The sequence below is a fragment of the Bacillus sp. RC252 genome (genome assembly GCF_044909215.1).
GTDB classification, from domain to species: Bacteria; Bacillota; Bacilli; order Bacillales; family Bacillaceae_G; genus Bacillus_A; species Bacillus_A mycoides.
This window is the reverse complement of sequence record NZ_JBIYDV010000010.1, coordinates 195,135-216,665: the sequence shown is the minus strand read 5'-3', so window position 1 is coordinate 216,665 and position 21,531 is coordinate 195,135. Positions and strand designations below refer to the sequence as shown.

Here is a 21,531-nt window from a genome sequence, read left to right as displayed (position 1 = left end):
CCCTTAAAAAGTAATGCTCTTGATATATATATACATAATCTCCTACACTTGATGTGCAGTTATTGGACTGCTCTCTTTATTTACACTACTACTCACAAATAACAACTTTAATAATAACAATGTTTGTTTATAAAGTTGCCTCTTTTGTGCTCTCTACTTTTCCGTTAGCGAAAGGGATGTCTCTTTTATTCCTTCTAATTCATTTAGTAGATACTTAGCTAACTTTTCAACTGCGGGGGAAGCTACTATTTCTTCGTGTGATCCAGGGACCGAATACATATTCACTCTTCCTTTTAATAAAGGCTTCCAATCCGTAAACAATTCTTTACCTTCCTCAGCACTAAAGTAAATAACTTCCCCAAAATATGGTGTTAAATCATGCTCTGCCATTAAATTCAGACATTTCCTGTGAGCATTGATAATTTGCTTCAAATTCGTAAGATTTGCATCAGGCGGGAGCACTCCTTCCACAATTAATTGTTCAACAAGCATGTCCTGTTGATGAACAAGCTCTTCTTCCTGGTCCACTAGCTCTATATGGATGAAATGCTCCAATATATAAGATAGCATTTCATCCTCTGTCTTGTAATCCCGTTCTGAAGGCACCTTGGTATCCAATAGTACCAACACCTCAACTTCTTCTCCCTGGTTCCGTAGCATAGTTGCGATTTCATAGGCGATGGCACCGCCCAGAGACCATCCTCCCAGACGATACGGCCCCTCTGGCTGAGCCCGCTTCATTTCCTCGATGTAGAGTTGCACTACTTCCGATAAAATCAACCCGTTCATTCCTTCTTTCTCTACGAGAGGATTCTGTAGACCATAAAATGAGCAGTGATCCTTGAGTAACCTTGCTAGCTGAATGTAACAGAGTACATTACCCATAAATGGGTGAACACAGAAGAAAGGTCTTTTCTCTGATTCTTGTAATGGAACCAGAACCGATAATGATTCTTCCATACGATGATTCTCACGGATGAGACAAGCGATTCCTTCCACTGTCGGATTCTTAATTAGTGCGGGCACCTTAATCTCTTTTCCAAATTTCTCTCTGACCTTTGAAATCAATTTGATTACAAGGAGAGAGTGACCTCCTATATTGAAGAAATCATCGTTTACATGGATATCTTCTAACTGTAGCAAATCCTGCCAGATTGTAATCAGCTGATACTCGATTTCATCCCGTGGGATGATTGGTGTAGAAAAGGTACTTTCTCTTTGAATCGTTAAGCTGTTCAGTGCCTTTCGATCAACCTTCCCATTTGTTGTAAGCGGAATCGCATCCACCTCAATAAAGTGTGCAGGAATCATATAATTCGGTACTTGCCTCTTGAGATGCTCACGCCATTCATGCATACTTCCTTCACCCACCACATAGGCAACCATTCTCCGATCTCCTGGTTGGTCCTCTCTTATCAAGACTATAGCCTCTTTCACCGATGGATGACTTTCTAAATTCGCTTCAATCTCTCCAAGCTCAATCCGGAATCCTCGAATTTTCACTTGATTATCGATTCTTCCCAGATAATCCAAATGGCCATCAGCTAAATAGCGGACTAGATCTCCCGTCCGGTATAACCGTTCCCCTTCATTAAATGGATGAGGAATAAAACGTTCTAACGTTAACTCTGGACGATTCAAGTATCCTCTCGCTAGGCCTGCTCCACCGATATAAAGTTCACCCGTTACACCAACTGGAACAGGTAACAACTTCTCATCCAATACATAGGCTTGAACATTTGGCAACGGACGCCCAATGGTTACTCTCTTACTATCTTTTTTGATACGATAGCATGTCGCATCAACCGTACATTCCGTAGGACCATATACATTATAAAAATGGATATGGTCATTCTCTACTAATTGTTCCCACAGTGATGGCATAATCGCTTCTCCACCGACCAGTACCTTGCTTGGAACATGAACACTATCGTTTTTTTCTAACAACCCCTCATCTATGAGTAATTGGAGTAGTGAAGGTGTTATATCAAACATTTCCAACTTATTCTCCCGAATATAAGATACAAACTTTTGAGGATCACTGCGAACTTCTGTTGAAATAATATATAAACTAGAACCATACAAAAGCATTTGTAATTGTTTAACGGATGAATCAAAGGCGATTGAGGCATTTAGACCAACGCGCATGTTATCATGTGCCCGATGTGAAAAAACCTCTTTCTGTAAACCATAGGATAGATTTAATACCGAATGATGCTGCACCATAACCCCTTTTGGATTCCCGGTCGAACCTGAAGTGTAGATAACATACGCCAAGTTTTCTCCTGTTACTTTACATATTGGTGAAAGGGTGTTTTCTTGCGAAATCATTGCTTGATCTCGGTCCAAACAAACTGTTTCAACTTCTTCAGGTATCCAACCTTGTGATACTTTGTTCGTAACCAATATTTGAATTCCTGTGTCCTCCAGAATATATCGTAGGTGACTTTCTGGATACGATGGATCCAGCGGAACATAGGCTGATCCAGCTTTCAAGATTCCCATGAGACCGACAATCATCTCAACTGAACGTTGGAAACAAAGCCCGACCAATGACTCCGTCCCAATCCCACATTTCTGAAGATAATGGGCCAATTGGTTTGCTTTCTCATTCAGCTCTCGATACGTCAACTGCTGATTTTCATCTACCACTGCCACCGCATCAGGTGTACGATCCACTTGATCTTCAAACAGTTTGTGGATCACACTCTCACGTGGATACGCTGCTGCATTATCATTCCATTCTTCCAGTAGTTGTTTCTGTTCTATTTCCGTAACATACACCAGCTCCGACAGAGTTTGATCAACGTTCTCGATCATTTGCTTAAACACCTGGCTTAAATGCCCCAGCATCCGTTCAATAGTGAGACCATTAAACTTGCTACGATCATACTTCAACTTTAACAACAACTGGCTTTCTGGGACAACTGTCAATCCTAATGGATAATGAGTTTGCTCTACTCCTTCCAACTCACCAATTTCTAGATTTCCTGAGGACTCCTCTTTCACTGGGTAGTTTTCAAACACATACAAGCTATGGAACAGTGGGGTTCCTCTAGGAACTTCACTCCATCCTTGAATCTCTGTCAAAGAAGCATATTCATATTGTCTTCTTTCTATCTCTTCCTCTTGTATCTTCTGCAACCAATCCATTATTTTTATATTATCTATCAACTGAATTCGCGTCGGTGATGTGGCAATAAAAGGACCTACAATGTTTTCAACATCAATAATCTCAGTAGGGCGTCCTGAGCTAGTTACACCATAGACAATGTCATCTTCTCCACTATACCGGCCCATGAGATACGCCCACGCACCTTGAATTACCGTATTCAAAGTGAGCCTATTGCGCTTCGCCCAGTTTTGTAACGCTTGGGTTTGCTCTTCTGATAAATAAGTTACCTTCTCTGTGTAACCTTTTTCTTGCTCTTTACTTTCTAAACCCAGCAGAGTTGGAGCTGTAAAACCTTTAAGTTTCTCTCTCCAGAATTGCTCCGCCTGATCCTGATTCTGCTCTCTTAGCCATTGAATATATTTCTTGTATGGCGATGACTTAGGTAAATGCACGGCTTCTCCATTCATTCTCTTCTGGTACACTGTAAGCAATTCGTTAAAGACCAGTGGTAGGCTCCATCCATCCAACAGAATATGGTGATGTGTCCAAACAATCCGATATTCTTCCTCACCTTCTTGAATGACAGTCACCCGCATCAATGGCGCTTCATCAAAAAGAAAGGCTTGTTTTCGATCCAATGCCAAAAAGGCTTTTCTTTTCTCCTCTTTTTCTTCAGCAGTCAGCGTACGCCAATCTTCTACATTCACCTTAAATGGAACACTCTCATACACCACTTGTAAAGGCTCTTCAACTTCATCCCAAAGGAAAGATGAGCGGAAAATTTCATGCTGCTGAATTACCGATTTCCACGCCTGTTCGAAAGTTACAATATCCAATTCTCCTCTAATCATGAAACTTAATTGCACTATATACGGCGCTACATGTTCATCCCCTTGGTCATGCAATGTATGGAAAATCATACCTTCTTGCAAAGGCGATAGTGGATATAAATCGGTAATCTGATAATTATTTCCACAATTCATCTTGGATAATACTTTTGTCAAACTGGCTTGGTCAAGATTAGCCATCACAAAATCTGAAACGGTCAGTGCAGATTCTCCATCCGCAGATTGAATCAATTTACTTAGTTGATGGAGCATATTCTCTGCAATACTTTTTATCGTTGATTTCGCGAATTGTCCTACATTGTATACCCAAGTGAACTGAAGTTTCCCATCCGTTACAATTCCAATTACATCGATTAAATGCAAGCGCTTGGAACCAGAAGCATGATCTAAGCGCTTAAATCCGTTCTCCGGAATAAGCATTGCATCGTCAGAAAACATTTGGTCAAATTGTCCAAGATAGTTAAAACTAATAGACGGTGTATGTTGAGACCCCCATTTCTCACACATTGTTGTGTTCAGATACCGCAAAATTCCATGGTCAACACCCTTATTAGGAATTTTACGCACTTGTTCTTTAACTAATTTTAATGCTGCAATTGGCGTGTCGGCACCGGTAATATTTAAGTGAACAGGATAAATACTTGTAAACCACCCCACAGTTCTAGATAGGTCAACGTCTTCGATAATCTCTTCCCGACCATGCCCCTCCAAATCCACGGTCAGCGCCGGATGACCTGTCCATGCTGCTGTAGCCTGTACCAATGCTGTCAATAGTACCTCATTGATTTGAACACGATGAGTGCTTGAAATTTCTTTCAATAACGTACGGGTCTCTTTCTCATCCAGCACCACGGTAATCTCCTCGGTTCCTGTGTTTGCTGGAACTTCGAGGGTGGTATCCACTGGTAGCATAGCCACTTCTTGTTCGGATTGCTGCTCCCAATAATCACGCACTTCTTGCACAATCCCAGCTTCAGCGTAATGATGCAATTTCTCCGACCACGCTTTAAAGGATGTACTCTTTGTAGGTAATTGGATCATCTGATCCTGGCTCGCTTGATTATACGCCGTTTGCAGATCCTCTAGTAAAATCCGCCAAGAAACACCATCCACTGCTAAGTGATGAATCACCCAGAATAATCGGCCGGCTCTTTTCTCACCTTCATCAAAATACACCATTCTCATTAGCGGTCCTGCGTGTAAGTGCAAGCTTGCTTGTGCAGTGTCAATCTCCGTTTGAATCACTTGATGCCATTCTGCTTGCGGCACTTCTTCTAATGAAATAACGGTCAGCGTCGATTGTTCTTCGATTCCTTCGTTCCGCTGTTTCCAAGCTCCATTCGGTAACCGTTCATATCTTAAACGCAAGGCATCATGATGGATTAGAAGGGTACGCACAGCTTTCTCCAGTAATACTATATCCAGTCGCTCTTTTGTTCTAAAAAACATGGATTGATTCCAATGGTGTGGGTTTGGATGATCTTGTGCAAAAAACCATTGCTGGATTGGTGTAAGGATCAGTTCTCCAGTTACAACTCCCTGCTCTGCTTGTACACCCCGTTCTTCATTGACTACTTGCGCCAACTCAGCAATCGTTTGGTGTTCAAACATTTGCTTTGGCGTCAATTGCAAACCTGCTTGCTTCGCACGAGAGACAATCTGAATGCTGAGAATCGAGTCTCCACCAATTTCAAAGAAGTTATCATGGATTCCCACCTTTTTAATCCCTAATACTTGCTTCCAAATGGTGGCCAGTGTTTCTTCGTTACCATTCCGCGTAGCAACACATTCACTTTCGATTTTCCTCTCCTCTGGTACAGGTAAGGCCTTACGATCAACTTTTCCGTTAGCAGTTAGTGGAATGGCTTCCATCATCACAAATCCTGAAGGAACCATATGGCTTGGTAGTTCCGCCTTGAGATAATCTCTCCACTCGCCTACATTCCCATCACCCACGACATATGCCACCAACCGTTTATCACCCGGCTGATCTTCTCGAACAATTACAACAGCCTCTTTTATGGAGACATGTGCGTTTAAAGCAGATTCAATTTCTCCGAGCTCAATTCGGAAACCACGGATTTTCACCTGGTGATCAATCCGCCCAAGATAATCCAGATTTCCATCAGGTAAGTATCTCGCTAAGTCTCCTGTCCGATATAATCGCGCTCCTGGGTCACTACTGAATGGATGAGGAATGAAACGCTCTGCAGTCAATTCGGGTCTGTTTAAATATCCACGTGCAAGTCCTGCTCCACCAATATATAGTTCGCCAGCTACGCCAATAGGCACAGGTTGTTGACAAGCGTCTAGTACATACACTTCTAAATCTGGAATCTGTTTTCCTATATTACTTCTTGAAGCATACTGCACATCATCTTGAGTAATTGGATAATACGTAACATGAACGGTAGTTTCTGTAATTCCATACATATTAATTAACTGTGGTTTCTGCCCTCCATACCTTTGAAACCATGGTACCAAGCTGGTAGGATCGAGTGCTTCCCCACCAAATATGACATAGCGCAGATGCAAGTCTTTCTTCTCATCTTCTTGTTCACACACTTGTATCAATTGTCGAAATGCGGATGGTGTCTGATTAAGAACCGTAACCTTTTCCTTTACTAACAGTTGATAGAAATCCTTGGGCGATCGACTAATCCAGTAAGGAACAACAATCAATCTTCCGCCATGGAGTAATGCCCCCCAAATCTCCCATACCGAGAAGTCAAACGCATAAGAATGGAAAAGCGTCCAAGTATCTTTTTCATCAAACTGATACCAACATTCCGTCGATTTAAATAAACGAATCACATTGTGATGCTCTACCATAACTCCCTTCGGATTCCCTGTTGATCCCGAAGTATAGATTACATACGCCAAGTTTTCTCCTGTCACTTCACATATTGGTGAAAGGGTGCTTTCTCGCGAAATCATCGCTTTATCCCGATCCAAACAAACTGTTTTGATTTCTTCAGTTATCCAACCTTCTAATGCTTCGTTCGTGACCAATACTTGAATCCCTGTGTCCTCCAGAATATATCGTAGGCGACTTTCTGGATACGATGGATCCAATGGAACATAGGCTGCCCCAGCTTTCAAGATCCCCATGAGACCGACAATCATCTCAACTGAACGCTGGAAGCAGAGACCAACCAATGACTCGCTCCCAATCCCACATTTCTGGAGATAATGTGCCAATTGGTTTGCTTTTTCATTCAGCTCTCGATAGGTTAACTGCTGTTTTTCATCTACCACTGCCACCGCGTCAGGTGTACGATTTACTTGCTCTTCATACAGCTGATGAATCCCAAATTCCTGTGGATATGCTACAGCATTATTATTCCACTCTTCTAACTGTTTTTGCTGTAATCCTGACAGTATCGGCAACTTAGCTAATGATTTATCAGGATGTTCCACGATTAAATTCAACCAGTTTCCAAAATTTTCGGCTATGGATTCAATAGTTAAACTGTCAAATAAATCAGTCCTATAAACAAAAGTAAGCAATAAGCCCTCTTCCACTTCTGCGGCAGTTAAACTTAAATCAAATTTGGCGATTGAAGCGTGGCTGTCCATTACTTCTATATTTCGTCCATGTAGCTGTGGTAGCTCTTGTCCCGTATTTTGCAAAGTAAACATGGTTTGGAAAATCGGAGAATGACTTGTACTTCGTTCAGGTTGGATAACCTCCACAATTTTCTCAAACGGAACATCTTGGTACTCATATGCCTTCAATGCTTTTATCCGCACTTGAGACAACAACTCTTTAAATGCCGGTGCGCCACTTAAATCAGCCCGATAGACTAACGTATTGACAAAGAAACCAATCAATCCTTCAATCTCTCGATAATTTCGATTCGCAATTGGGCTTCCAACAAGAATATCTGATTGTCCTGTATAACGGGCAAGGAAACTTTGATAAGATGCCAATAAGGTCATGAAAAGCGTTGCCCCTTCTTGACGACTAAGTTCGTTTAATTTATCCAGTAATGAGCGTGACAACAACACATTATGAGTTAATCCATGGTGGGTTTGTACCGGAGGACGGGGACGATCCATCGGCAACATTAAGACTGGTAACTCACCAGACAGTTCTTCCTTCCAATATGCAAGCTGTTGATTTAGTACTTCCTCTTTTAACCAATCCCTTTGCCATTGAGCAAAATCGGCATATTGAACTGGTAATGGTGCGAGCTCTGCTGGTTTTTCGCCAATCGCCTCCTCATAAAATACCATCCATTCTTGGAGCAAGATTTCCATCGACCATCCATCCGAGATAATATGATGCATATTACACAGAAGAACCCATTCTTCTTCTGAAATTTTCACGATTTGTCCACGGAACAATGGCCCTTGCTCTAAGTCAAATGGGGATTCCACTTCAGTTTGAATCCATTGCTCCACTTCTCTTTCTCTCTCTTCTGGAGAAATCTTAGTTAAATCAATTTGTGGAAGGGAACGGAAAGTATACGGTTGAATCTTCTGCACAGGATGACCGTCCACTTCATGAAATACTGTCCGCAATGATTCATGACGCTCTATCAACTGATTCCATCCCAACTCCAATGCTTCTAGTAACCAATTTCCTGTAAGACGGCATACCATCGGCATATTATAAAGTGCACTATTAGGTGTAAATTGATCGATAAACCATAAGCGCTGTTGAGCATAAGAAAGTGGAATGGCATTTCCTCGTTCCATCGGCATCAATGGTGGAGTTTCTCGTTTTTTGCCTCCCTTACGTAACTGATCTAATCGCTTCGCCAGTGCCTCCACCGTTGAATACTCGAACAGTTCACGCACCAGTAGTTTTATTTGAAAGACTTCTTGTAAACGTGAAACCACTTGAGTAGCAAGTAGAGAATGACCACCAAGTTCAAAGAAAGAATCCTGAACACCTATATTTTCTATTCCTAGCACTTGACTCCACACTGAAGCGATAAGTTCTTCTAGCGGAGTTCGTGCGTGAACGGTATTTTCAGTAGATAATTTGCTAGGTATTGGCAATGCCTTTAAATCAAGTTTTCCATTCGGTGTAAGTGGTAAAAATTCCATCTCAATAAAGTTTGTTGGGACCATATAATTTGGTAAATGTGTTTGTAGATGCTCTCGCCATTCTTGGACACTTCCTTCACCAACTACATAAGCTACTAATCTCTTGTCGCCTGGATCATCCTCTCGTACCAATACAACCGCTTCTTTCACAGAAGAATGTGCCTGCAAAACTGCTTCTATTTCTCCCAATTCAATCCGGAAACCACGAATTTTCACTTGGTCATCTATACGACCATGGAACTGGAGAGCACCATCAGAAAGATAACTTGCTTTGTCTCCGGTGTAATAGAGACGCTCTCCTGACTTGAATGGATGCGAAATAAATTTTTCCTTTGTAAGGTCCGGATGATTAGCATATCCACGAGCAAGACTCTTCCCTCCAATATAGAGATCTCCAATCACACCACTTGGTACTAGCTGAAGATGAGAATCTAACACATAAACTTCTGTATTCGCAATCGGTCGACCAATCGATGGCGTACCTGTTGTCACTCCTACAGGTACATAACAATCCGTGGTAACAACGGTATTTTCCGATGGACCATACTGATTGATTACCGCAAAAGGAATATCGTTAGATGGATACTGCGTTAATTGATCCCCGCCGGTAATGATAAAACGAAGATCCGTTTTACCTGGCCAAGATAATTTCAAGAGTCTTTCCAGAATAGGCGTAGGTGCAAAACTAGCTGTTATTCGCGAATCAATGAGCCAGTCTCTTAGTGCTTCTGGATTAATTCTCAGTTCCTCTGTTGACAAGTAGAGTGCTGCACCAGCAGTTAGATACGGCCAAATCTCCTGGACAGCCGAATCAAAAGCAATCCCTGCAATCTGAGTCGCACGATCCTCTGCTGTAATACGATAAACTTCTTGATGCCAAGAAACCATATTCATTAATGAGCGATATTCAATCATGACACCCTTTGGCTTTCCTGTAGAACCAGAGGTATAGACAATGTAAGCTAAGTTCTCTGGATTTATCTGCCGTGTAGGTGCGATTACGCTTTCCACTGTTAACTCTTCTAACCTCACCATTTCGACCTGTTCGAAAAGGCCTTCTTGTCCTTCCGCCGTCACTACAAATTGAATTCCTGCATCTTCAATCATGTATTCTAACCTTGATTTTGGATACAACGGATCTAAAACGACATAAGCTCCACCAGCTTTTAATATACCTAGTAAACTTACCATGAGCTCAGCCGACCTCGGAAGATAAACTCCCACGACTGACTCTGGAGCAACTCCTTTTCGCTGTAAAACATTTGCCAACTGATTTGCTTGTGCATCCAGTTCACCGTAAGTCCAATCTTTTGTTTGATCAACTACCGCAATCGCTTCAGGACGCTTTGCTACTTGTTCCTCAAATCTGTCGCAAATAAGACCCTGTGGGGGCATTTCCATTACAGTGTCATTCCATGTTTCTAATAACAAAGTACGCTCAGGTTCCGATAGCATGCTCAGACTATGCAACGGATTTTGCGGGTAATGGGAAACTTCGTGTAGCCATTTCTCAAAGTGCCCTGCCATCCGTTCAATAGTTGTGGCATTGAATACATCCTTATTGTATTCAAAAGTAAAAAGTAATCCCTCTTCCGTCTCAGCTACCATTACGCTTAAATCAAACTTTGCGATTGGACTATGGCTTTCTATCATTTCAATACTTCTACCAGATAACACCGGGAACTCTTGTTTCATATTTTGCAAGATGAACATAGTCTGGAAGATTGGCGAATGACTTGTACTCCGCTCTGGTTGTACAACTTCCACAATTTTTTCAAAAGGGATATCTTGATACTCGTACGCCTTCAATGCTTTTTGACGAACCTGAGACAGAACATCCTGAAATGTCGGTCTACCACTAAGATTAGCCCGATATACCAAGGTGTTGACGAAGAAACCAATAAGTCCTTCAATTTCTCTATAATTTCGATTAGCAATTGGACTTCCGACCAGAATATCTTCTTGTCCCGTATAGCGGGATAGAAAACTTTGATATGCAGCTAACAGGGTCATGAAGAGTGTAGCCCCTTCTTGACGACTAAATTCATTTAATTTGTCATGTAGCGTGCTTGGCAGAACCAGGGTGTATGTCGACCCGTGATGAGTTTGTATTGCGGGACGCGGGCGATCCATAGGAAGTTGGAGTACAGGAAGCTCCCCAGACAATTCTTCCCTCCAATATTGGAGTTGTTGATCAAGCACTTCCGCCTTCAGCCATCCTTTTTGCCACTGAGCGAAGTCGGCATATTGAACCGGTAATGGTTCAAGTTCTGCTATCTTTCCATCCGTAGCTTTCTCATAGAATGCCATCCATTCTTCAAGTAGGACTCCCATTGACCATCCATCTGAAATGATATGATGTAAAGTACAAAGGAGAATCCATTCTTCCTCTCCCACTTGCAAAATACTTGTCCTGATTAGTGGGCCCTCTGTTAAATCAAATGGCACTTCTGTTTCTTGTTGAATCAAACGTTTAACTTCTTCTTCTCGGTCTTCTGGAGAAAGCATAGTTAAATCCGTTTTCGGAATTGATCGAAAAGCATACGGTTCAATTTGCTGCACGGGCTGACCGTTCACTTCATGAAAGACCGTCCGCAATGATTCATGACGCTCTATGAGCTGATTCCATCCCTTTTCCAATGCCTCAGGTAGCCAACTCCCTGTAAGGCGGCATACCATTGGCATATTGTAAAGGGCGCTATTAGGTGTAAATTGATCGATAAACCATAAGCGCTGTTGGGCATAAGAGAGCGGAATAGTTTCCCCTCTTTCCATCGGCATTAGTGGCGGAATCTCTCGTTTTCTATCTCCTTTACGTAACTGATCTAATCGCTTTGCCAGTGACTCCACCGTTGCATACTCAAATAGTTCACGTACCGGTAATTCGATTTGAAAGATTTTTTGTAAGCGTGAAACTACTTGAGTAGCTAGCAGCGAGTGACCACCAATCTCAAAAAAAGAATCCTGAACACTTATATTTTTTATACCTAACACTTGGCCCCATACGGAAACAATGAGCTCCTCTACTGGTGTTCGTGATGAAGTAGTAATATCTTCACTTATGAACTGTGCCTCCAATTCCAATAAAGCTTTCCGATTCACCTTACCATTTGGAGTGAGTGGCATCCCTTCAACTTGGAAGAAGTATGCCGGAACCATATAATGTGGCAATTGCTTCTTAAGATATTCACGCCACTCTCCAGTATCCCCTTCACCCACTACATAGGCTACTAACTGCTTATCTCCTGGTCGATCTTCCTTCACCAACACGACAGCCTCTTTTACAGATGAGTGATCATGTAAAGCTGCTTCGATTTCTCCCAGTTCAATTCGGAATCCTCTGATTTTGACTTGGTTATCTATTCTTCCAATATACTCCAAGTTACGATCATTCATATATCTCACCAGGTCACCCGTTCGATATAATCGTTCCCCTTCCTTAAAGGGATGCGGAATAAAACGCTCAGTAGTTAACTCTGGTCGATTGAAGTAGCCACGTGCCAATCCTACTCCTCCAAGGTAAAGTTCCCCCGCCACACCAATCGGTACCACCTGTTGATGTTGATCTAACACATACAACTCTGTATTATCAATTGGACGACCAATTGGAATAAGCATAGGTTCTTTTTCTAAATCACAATTATAATAAGTCACATCCACAGTCGCTTCGGTAGGACCATACAAGTTAATTAACTTTGTTTGCTGAACATCGTAAAATACCCCCTTAAAGCGGCGAACCTGTTCAGTATTTAATGCTTCTCCACTAGTAAAAACCTGATTTAAAGACGCTACATCCCTTTTCGAATTATATTGTTCCATATAATCCAAGAAAGTAGATAACATCGACGGAACAAAGTGAATGGTGTTCACACGATATCGTTCGATATACTCCTCAATCACCGCAGGATCTTTCTCTCCTCCTGGTGGAAGCAAACAAACACGTGCTCCTACAAATGACCACCAAAATAATTCCCAGACAGAAACATCAAACGAAAACGGTGTCTTTTGTAGAATTGTATCCTCCTCAGATAATGGATATTTTTTCTGCATCCACTGTAGGCGGTTGATAACCGAATGGTGTTCAATCATTACTCCCTTCGGATTTCCCGTCGAACCCGAAGTGTATATGATATAGGCTAAGTTATTTGCAGTTACTCCACTTACCGGAGCCAAATTACTCTCTTTAGAAATCATTACTTGATCCCGGTCTAAACAAATTGCTTGAATATCTTTAGGTAACCAGTCCTGTAGTGCCTCGTTTGTTAACAGCACTTGAATTTGTGAATTCTCTAAAATGTATCTCAGGCGGTTTTCGGGATAACTTGGGTCCAGTGGGACATAAGCCCCTCCTGCTTTCAAAATCCCAAAGAGACCAATAATCATATCAGGAGAGCGTTCAACACATATACCAACCAATGATTCAGGTCCTATACCTTGTTTTTGTAGATAATGTGCCAATTGGTTCGATTTTTCATTGAGTTCTTGATACGTTAACTTTCCACCCTCATAAACTACCGCCACTGCATCAGGTGTACGTGCCACTTGCTGCTCAAATAGCTCATGAATCATACACTCATGACCATAAACTATGTCAGTATCATTCCATTCTTCTAGGAGTTGTTTCTGCTCTGTGTCCGATAACATTGACAGCTTTGTATATGATTCATCTGGATGATACGCGATTTCATTTAACCAGTTCTCAAAATGGCCTGCCATACGTGCAACGGTACTACTATCAAATAAATCCGTGTTGTATTCAAATGAGACAAATAGACCTTCTTCCACTTCGTAGGCAGTTAAACTCAGATCAAATTTTACAATAGACATATTACTTTCTACCATTTCGATACTTCTACCAGACAAATCTAGTCGTTCTTGTTTTATATTCTGTAGTGTAAACATGGTCTGAAAGATAGGAGAATGACTCATACTTCGTTCAGGTTGCACAGCTTCTACCACTTTTTCAAATGGTATATCTTGATATTCGTAAGCTTTTAACGCCTTTTTCTTTGTTTGGTTCAAAATCTCCCGAAAAGTAGGGGTGCCACTCAAATCTGATCGGTAAACCAACGTATTAACAAAGAAACCGATTAATCCTTCTACTCCCTTATGATTCCGATTTGCAATCGGACTTCCGACTAGAATATCTTTTTGCCCCGTATAACGAGCAAGAAAGCTCTGGTATGCAGCCATTAAAGTCATAAATAAGGTAGATCCTTCTTGTCGACTTATATCCTTTAATTGATTGAGTAATCTATAAGGAAAAATCACGTGATGCGTATCCCCAGAGTAAGTTTGCGTAACCGGTCGAGGTCGGTCCACTGGCAGTTGTAATATAGGAAGCTCCCCAGACAATTCTTCCTCCCAATACGTGAGTTGACGATTTAACACATCACCTTGCAACCACTCCTTTTGCCACTTCGCAAAGTCTGCATATTGAATGGATAGTGAACTTAATTTAGCAGGATTCCCGCCCGTTTCTTCTTCATAGAAAGTAAGTAATTCATTCATGAGTATACCGATGGACCAAGCATCAGAAATAATATGATGCATCGTACATAGTAATAACCATTCATCCTTTCCTAATTGAACAAGCTGATTACGAATTAAAGGGCCATTCATTAAATCAAATGGTTCTTGCGCTTCTCTCGCAATTAAACTATCTACCTCTTTTTCTTTTACTTCTAGAGGAATTTGCGAGTAATCCCTTACGGGTAATGCTCTAGGAAGGAATTCGACAATTTGTTGTACAGGTTGTTCTCCTACTTCTTTAAAAACGGTTCGTAATGATTCATGACGTTCAATGAGTCGATTGAATCCCTTTTCTAATGCTTCAGGAATCCAATTTCCTTTTAGATGCCATACAGTTGGAATATTATATAAAGAACTGTTTGGGTTAAATCTGTCCATAAACCACAAACGTTGTTGTGCATAAGACAACGGAAGTGCTTCTTTATTCTCCTTTTTTTGCATTTTCTTCTGAAGCCAAGCTCTTTTCTCAGGAGAAAGTGAACTCAGCTTTGCATGTAAATCACTTCTCATTTTTTTACCCCTTCCTCAACTAAATTACTCTCGAATATTCCTTGTGCTTCTTCCTCTGATAGCTCTTCTAATTGCTTAAGTAGTTCAAGTAATTCTTCATCATTACTCACTTCTGCTTCTTTTTGAATATAGTCTTGAAGACTTACATTCTCCTTACTATCATTCTGTATTTCTTGATTTTTGTTATAGAACAATTGATCAATCTGTTTTGCCAATTGTTGCACCGTATGAAACGTAAATAGATCATGCAATGGTAACTCGATTCCAAAAGCCTCTTTAAGATTGGAAACAGCTTGTGTAGCAAGTAATGAATGCCCACCTATTTCAAAAAACGAATCCTGCACTCCAATATTTTCTACTCCTAAAACTTGATGCCATATTGAAACGATTGTTTTTTCCGTAGGTGTACGGGGAGCAATATACCCCCTCACTATCTCCTGTCTCTCTGGTACTGGTAAGGCCTTCCTATCAATCTTTCCATTTGGAGTGAGTGGAAATGCATTCAATCCGACAAAATAGGCTGGAATCATGTAATTTGGTAGCTGGTCCTTGAGATAATCACGCCACTTATGAGCATCCCCATCTCCCACAACATAGGCAATCAAACGTGGATCACCAAGATAATCTTCCCGCACCATCACAAGAACTTCGTTAACTAATGTATGCTTTTGCAATGTCGCTTCAATTTCTCCTAGTTCAATCCGGAACCCACGAATTTTTACCTGATGATCGATTCGGCCAAGATACTCCAAATTTCCATCTGGCAGATACCTTACTAGGTCTCCAGTCCGGTATACTCGCTCTCCTTCTTTAAACGGATGCGGTATAAAACAATCTTGCGTTAAGTCAAGACGGTTTAAGTATCCACGTGCTAATCCTGATCCACCAATGTAAAGCTCACCAACTACACCAATTGGAACCATTTTTTGTTCAGCACTCAGTACATATACTTCTGCATTGAAGACTGGTTTACCAATTGGTGGTACCCTATACATGACACCCTTTTCTAATTCCATATATGTGGAATACGTAGTATCTTCGGACGGTCCATATAGGTTGTACACCTTCTCAACCGTACTTCTCTCGTATAAATCTTGAACGAGTGAATATGGTAATGGTTCTCCAGCCAAATTCATCACCTTTACCGAAGAAGGAATTGTTTTTGCGCGAACCAGTTCCTTCGCTGCCGATGGCACAGTATTGACCAAAGTCACACCCTTGGTAGACAACTTGTCTAGATGTAGAGCATTTTCAGCGACAATCACCTTACCACCCATCGTTAAGGGAACAAACACTTCAAAAACGGATAGATCAAAGGATAGCGAAGTTGAAGCTAATACTCCCGCTAATTCCTTTTGGGAATATGTGTGATGCGCCCAATGAATCATTGTTACTGTATTCCTGTGCTCAATCATTACCCCCTTTGGATTTCCAGTGGAACCTGAAGTATAGATAATATAGGCTAAATTATCGCCCGTCACTTCACTGGTACACACTGTAGTTACTTCTTGTTCTATTTCTTCTCGATCACGATCAATACAAATCACGGCAACGGATTTAGTTATAACCATTTTTTGTTGTAACTTTTCCTGTGTCACCAGTACCTTTATTTGAGCATCCTCTAAAATGTATTGCAGTCGACTTTCCGGATACGCTGGATCAATTGGGACATATGCTCCTCCTGCCTTCATAATTCCTAAGAGGCCGACAATCATCTCGGATGAACGTGTAACGCAAATCCCAACCAATGATTCGCATGCAACACCATTTTTCTGTAAATAATGTGCCAGCTGATTCGAGCGTTCGTCCAACTCTCGATATGTTAGTTCTTCATCTTCGCACACTACTGCAATTGCTTCTGGTGTTTTTTTCACTTGTTCTTCAAACAATGTATGAATCGTGCTTTCTTGTATATCTACAACACCTGATTCATTCCATTCCTCTAGTAATTGCTTATATTCTGCTTTCGATAACATATTCAGTTCAGATAATAAATATTTTGGATGAGAGACAATTTGATTTAACCAATGTTCAAAATGACTTGCCATGCGTTCAATGGTTGTATCATTAAACAAATCAGTATTGTATTCAAAGGTTAGCGATAATCCTTCTTCCGTCTCAGAAGCAAATAAACTCAAATCAAATTTCGCAACAGAAGCATGACTTTCCATGAGTTCCATGTTTCTTTCAGATAGCTGAGGAAACGCTTGTTTCGTATTCTGTAAAGTAAACATGGTTTGAAATATCGGTGAATGACTTGTATTCCGTTCCGGTTTTACAGATTCCACCACTTTCTCAAATGGAATGTCCTGATACTCGTAGGCTTTTAGTGCTTTTTTTCGTACCTGCGACAAAAGTTCTTGGAACGTCGGATTTTCACTGAAATCTGCTCGATAAACCAACGTATTTGCAAAGAAACCTATTAATCCCTCAATCTCTTTAACATTTCGATTTGCAATTGGGCTTCCAACCAAGATGTCGTCTTGTCCTGTATAACGAGAAAGGAAGCTTTGATACGCTGCCATCAATGTCATAAATAAAGTGCATCCTTCTTGCAGACTTAAATCTTTGAGCTTTTCCTGTAGGGAATTCGCCACCGTTAAGGACTGACTTGCACCACGGTGGGTTTGAACCGCAGGTCGAGGACGATCCATCGGTAATTGTAAAACCGGTAGCTCCCCAGATAATTCTTCCTTCCAATATTGAAGGTGCTGATCCAAATTCTCTTCTTTTTGCCATTCCTTCTGCCACATGACAAAGTCTGCATATTGGATAGATAACTCCTTCAATTCGACCGGTTTTCCGCTTAGTGCTCCTTCATAAAAAGCCATCCATTCTTCAAGTAAGATTCCCATTGACCATCCATCTGAAATAATATGATGCATCGTACAAAGGAGAACCCATTCTTCCCTGTCCACTTTCAATATTCGTGCTCGAATTAGAGGACCTTGTCCAAAATGAAATGGTTCCTCCGCTTCGTTTTGAATGAGCCGTTTCATTTCTCTTTCCCTATCTTCTAAAGAGAGATCTGTTAGATCCGTTTGAGAGATATGTCTGAATACATGAGATTGAACCTGTTGAAAAGGTTCACCCTCTTGTTTTAGAATTATCGTTCGTAATGATTCATGACGCTCAAACAACTGATTCCATCCGGATTCCAATGCTTCAATTGACCATTTACCTGTTAAGCGACACGCTGCATGAATATTGTACATCGCACTATTTGGCATTAATTGTTCAATAAACCATAGACGTTTCTGCGCATAGGAAAGTGGAATAGATTCTTCTCGTGTCATAGGTACAAGGGGTGGAACCTCTCGTTTTTTATCTTCTTTGCGCAACTGATCTACTCGTTTCGCTAATGCTTCCACTGTATCGTGCTTGAAAAGTTCACGTAATGGGATTTTGATTTGGAACAATTCTTGCAATCGAGAGACGATTTGAGTAGCAAGTAGTGAGTGCCCACCACTTTCAAAGAAGGAATCCTGAATACCAATATTTTCTGTCCCTAACACTTGACCCCAAACCGAGGCAATAAGCTCTTCCGATGGCGTCCGAGGTAGAACATTTAAATCTCCAATAGCTTGCTCATCAGGTGCTGGCAAGGCCTTTCGGTCAATTTTCCCATTCGGAGTAAGCGGGAAGTGTTCTAACTCTACAAAGTGAGCTGGAATCATATGATTCGGTAATTGGTTTTGTAAATACTCTCTCCACTCTTGGGTATTTCCATCGCTTATTACATATGCAACCAATCGTTGATCACCTGGACGGTCTTCTCTAACTAATACGACAGCCGCTTTAATAAACGAACATTTTTCTAAAGTCGCTTCAATTTCTCCTAATTCAATCCTAAAACCGCGCATTTTTACTTGATGGTCCATTCTACCTATAAATTCTATATTTCCATCAGTTAGATATCTTACTGAATCTCCTGTTCGATATAGTCGTTCCCCCAATCGAAATGGATGCGAAACGAATTTTTCAGCAGTAAGATTCGGACGATTTAAGTATCCACGTGCTAAACCAGCACCACCAATATATAACTCACCCTCAATTCCTATTGATTGCAAGCGTTGATTTTGGTCTAATACATATAATTGCGTGTTCTGTATTGGCTGCCCAATAGAAACAAATTCTTGATTAGGCTGAATATCAAATGCATTTACATAAATAGTGGCTTCAGTTGGTCCATAAAAGTTGGTTAATTTCACTTGTCCACTATAATTCCATTTCTGTTGAAATCGTCTAACTAACCCTGAACTTAGTTCTTCTCCACCAGAAAATACATGGCGTACGGACGAACAATTCATGTTCAATTCAATATGATTGAAGTGATCTAAGAAAACAGATAACATCGAAGGTACAAATTGAACTATAGTAACCTGATGTTTTTTAATCACTTCAGCTATAATAGAAGGATCTTTTTCTCCACCTCGAGGTAGGAAAGATACACTTGCTCCAACGTGAATACCCCAAAATAACTCCCAAACAGATACATCAAATGAGAATGGGGTTTTCTGCAAGACCACATCCTTTTCAGAAAGTGGATATTTATGTTGCATCCATTCTAGGTAATTGATTACTGAATGATGCTCAATCATCACTCCCTTTGGATTACCTGTAGATCCTGAAGTATACATAACATACGCTAAACTTCTCCCTGTTACACCACTTATACATGGGATTGATTCTTCTTTTTTAATTGCAGTATAATCTTTATTCATACAAATCGTTTCAACATCTTCAGATATATATAAATTTTTTGAATTTTCTTCCGTCACTAGTACTTCGATTCCAGCATCCTCTAATATATAACGAAGCCGACTCTCTGGATAAGTAGGATCAAGTGGAACATACGCCCCTCCTGATTTTAGAATACCTAATAACGCTATCATCATTTGTAATGAACGTTCCATATATACCCCGACTAGAGACTCTGAACCTACACCACGCTTTTGTAAATAATGTGCTAGCTGATTCGCACGCTCATCCAACTCTCTATAGGTAATTTGTTTATTTTCGTACATAGCTGCGATTGCTTCTGGATTTTTCTTGACTTGCTCCTCAAACACCGTATGAATCATGCCTTCAGCTGAATATTTTACTTGAGTATTATTCCATTTCTCTAGTAACTGTGTCTGCTCTTCCACTGTTAAATGAGTAATTTCAAAGAGTTTTGAATCTAAGCTCTTCGTCATCTGAATTAATATTTGCAATAAGTGACCCTGAATCCGATTTATTGTTTCTTCATTAAAATAGCTTCGATCATACATCAACTTTAAAGTAATTTTCTTACCGGGCATTACAATGAGTGTTAAAGGATAATTTGTTTGTTCCGCGCTTTTAACATCTAGTAATCTTAAATCATCATTTCTCTTACCTTGAATTGGATAATTTTCAAACACATACAAGGTATGAAATAAGGAACTATTCCGCGGAACCTCACTCCACCCTTGAATATCAACCAACGAATTATGCTCATATTGTCTTCGTTCCATTTCTTTCATCTGTATTTTACGAAGCCAATCTACTACTGATGTATCATCCGTTAATCGAATTCTCGTAGGTAATGTGTTAATAAATAGACCTACCATATTCTCTGCTCCTATCAAATCAGTAGGACGTCCAGAGCTAGTTATGCCAAATACGATGTCACTTTCACCGCTATACCTACTCATCAAATAGGCCCATGCGCCTTGTACTAACGTATTCAATGTTAATCGACTATTTCGTACCCACTCTTGTAAATTCTCAGTGAGTTCCTCAGATATCTGATAAACACACTCTCCATAGCCCTTCTCCTGTTCTTGATCCTTTCTTTCCATCGCTAATGGCGTAGGTGCATAAAACCCCTTTAATTCTTCTGTCCAAAATTCCTCTGCTTGACTTTGATCTTGTTTATTTATCCACTGGATATATTTTTTATAAGGAAGAGATTTAGGAAGATTCAACAATTCTCCCTTTATCATCTTGAGATAAACTTCCATCACTTCACTAAAGACCAATGACACACTCCACCCATCTAGCAAAATATGATGATGTGTCCAAATGATTCTCGTTTCCTCTTCTGCTTCTTTAATCGCAGTGACTCTCATCAACGGTGCTTCATCCAATAAAAATCCTTTTCTACGATCTGCAGTCAAAAACTGGTGTAATTTCTTCTCCCTCTCCTCATGCGAATGGGCACTCCAATCCTCTTGATGAATAGTAAAAGGAAGACGTTGGTAAACTGCTTGCAGAGGTTTTTCTACTTCCTCCCACACAAATACTGAGCGTAGAACTTCATGTCGATGAATAACATATTCCCAAGCCTTTTCAAAAGTAGCAACATCCAATTGCCCCCCGAGCAAGAAGCCTACTTGTACAATGTAGGAAAAAGAATGTTCATCATCTTGATCGTATAAAGTATGAAACAATATTCCTTTTTGCAAAGGTGATAATCCATATATATCTATAACGTCTCCCATC

The 21,531-nt window shown here is 40.6% G+C and carries 2 protein-coding genes; both read right to left on the bottom strand.

All coding sequences use genetic code 11. The features are described from left to right. Nucleotides 1–153: 153 nt before the first annotated feature. Complete coding sequence (locus tag ABH960_RS16580; protein WP_404446746.1) at nt 154–15,063, bottom strand: non-ribosomal peptide synthetase; 14,910 nt, start codon at nt 15,061–15,063, stop codon at nt 154–156. After that, nucleotides 15,060–21,530: an amino acid adenylation domain-containing protein gene (locus ABH960_RS16575; RefSeq protein ID WP_404446744.1), complete on the bottom strand. Its 6,471-nt coding sequence runs from the start codon at nt 21,528–21,530 to the stop codon at nt 15,060–15,062. Before ABH960_RS16575 ends, ABH960_RS16580 begins: the two co-directional genes overlap by 4 nt. Between the last annotated feature and the right edge of the window lies 1 nt (nt 21,531).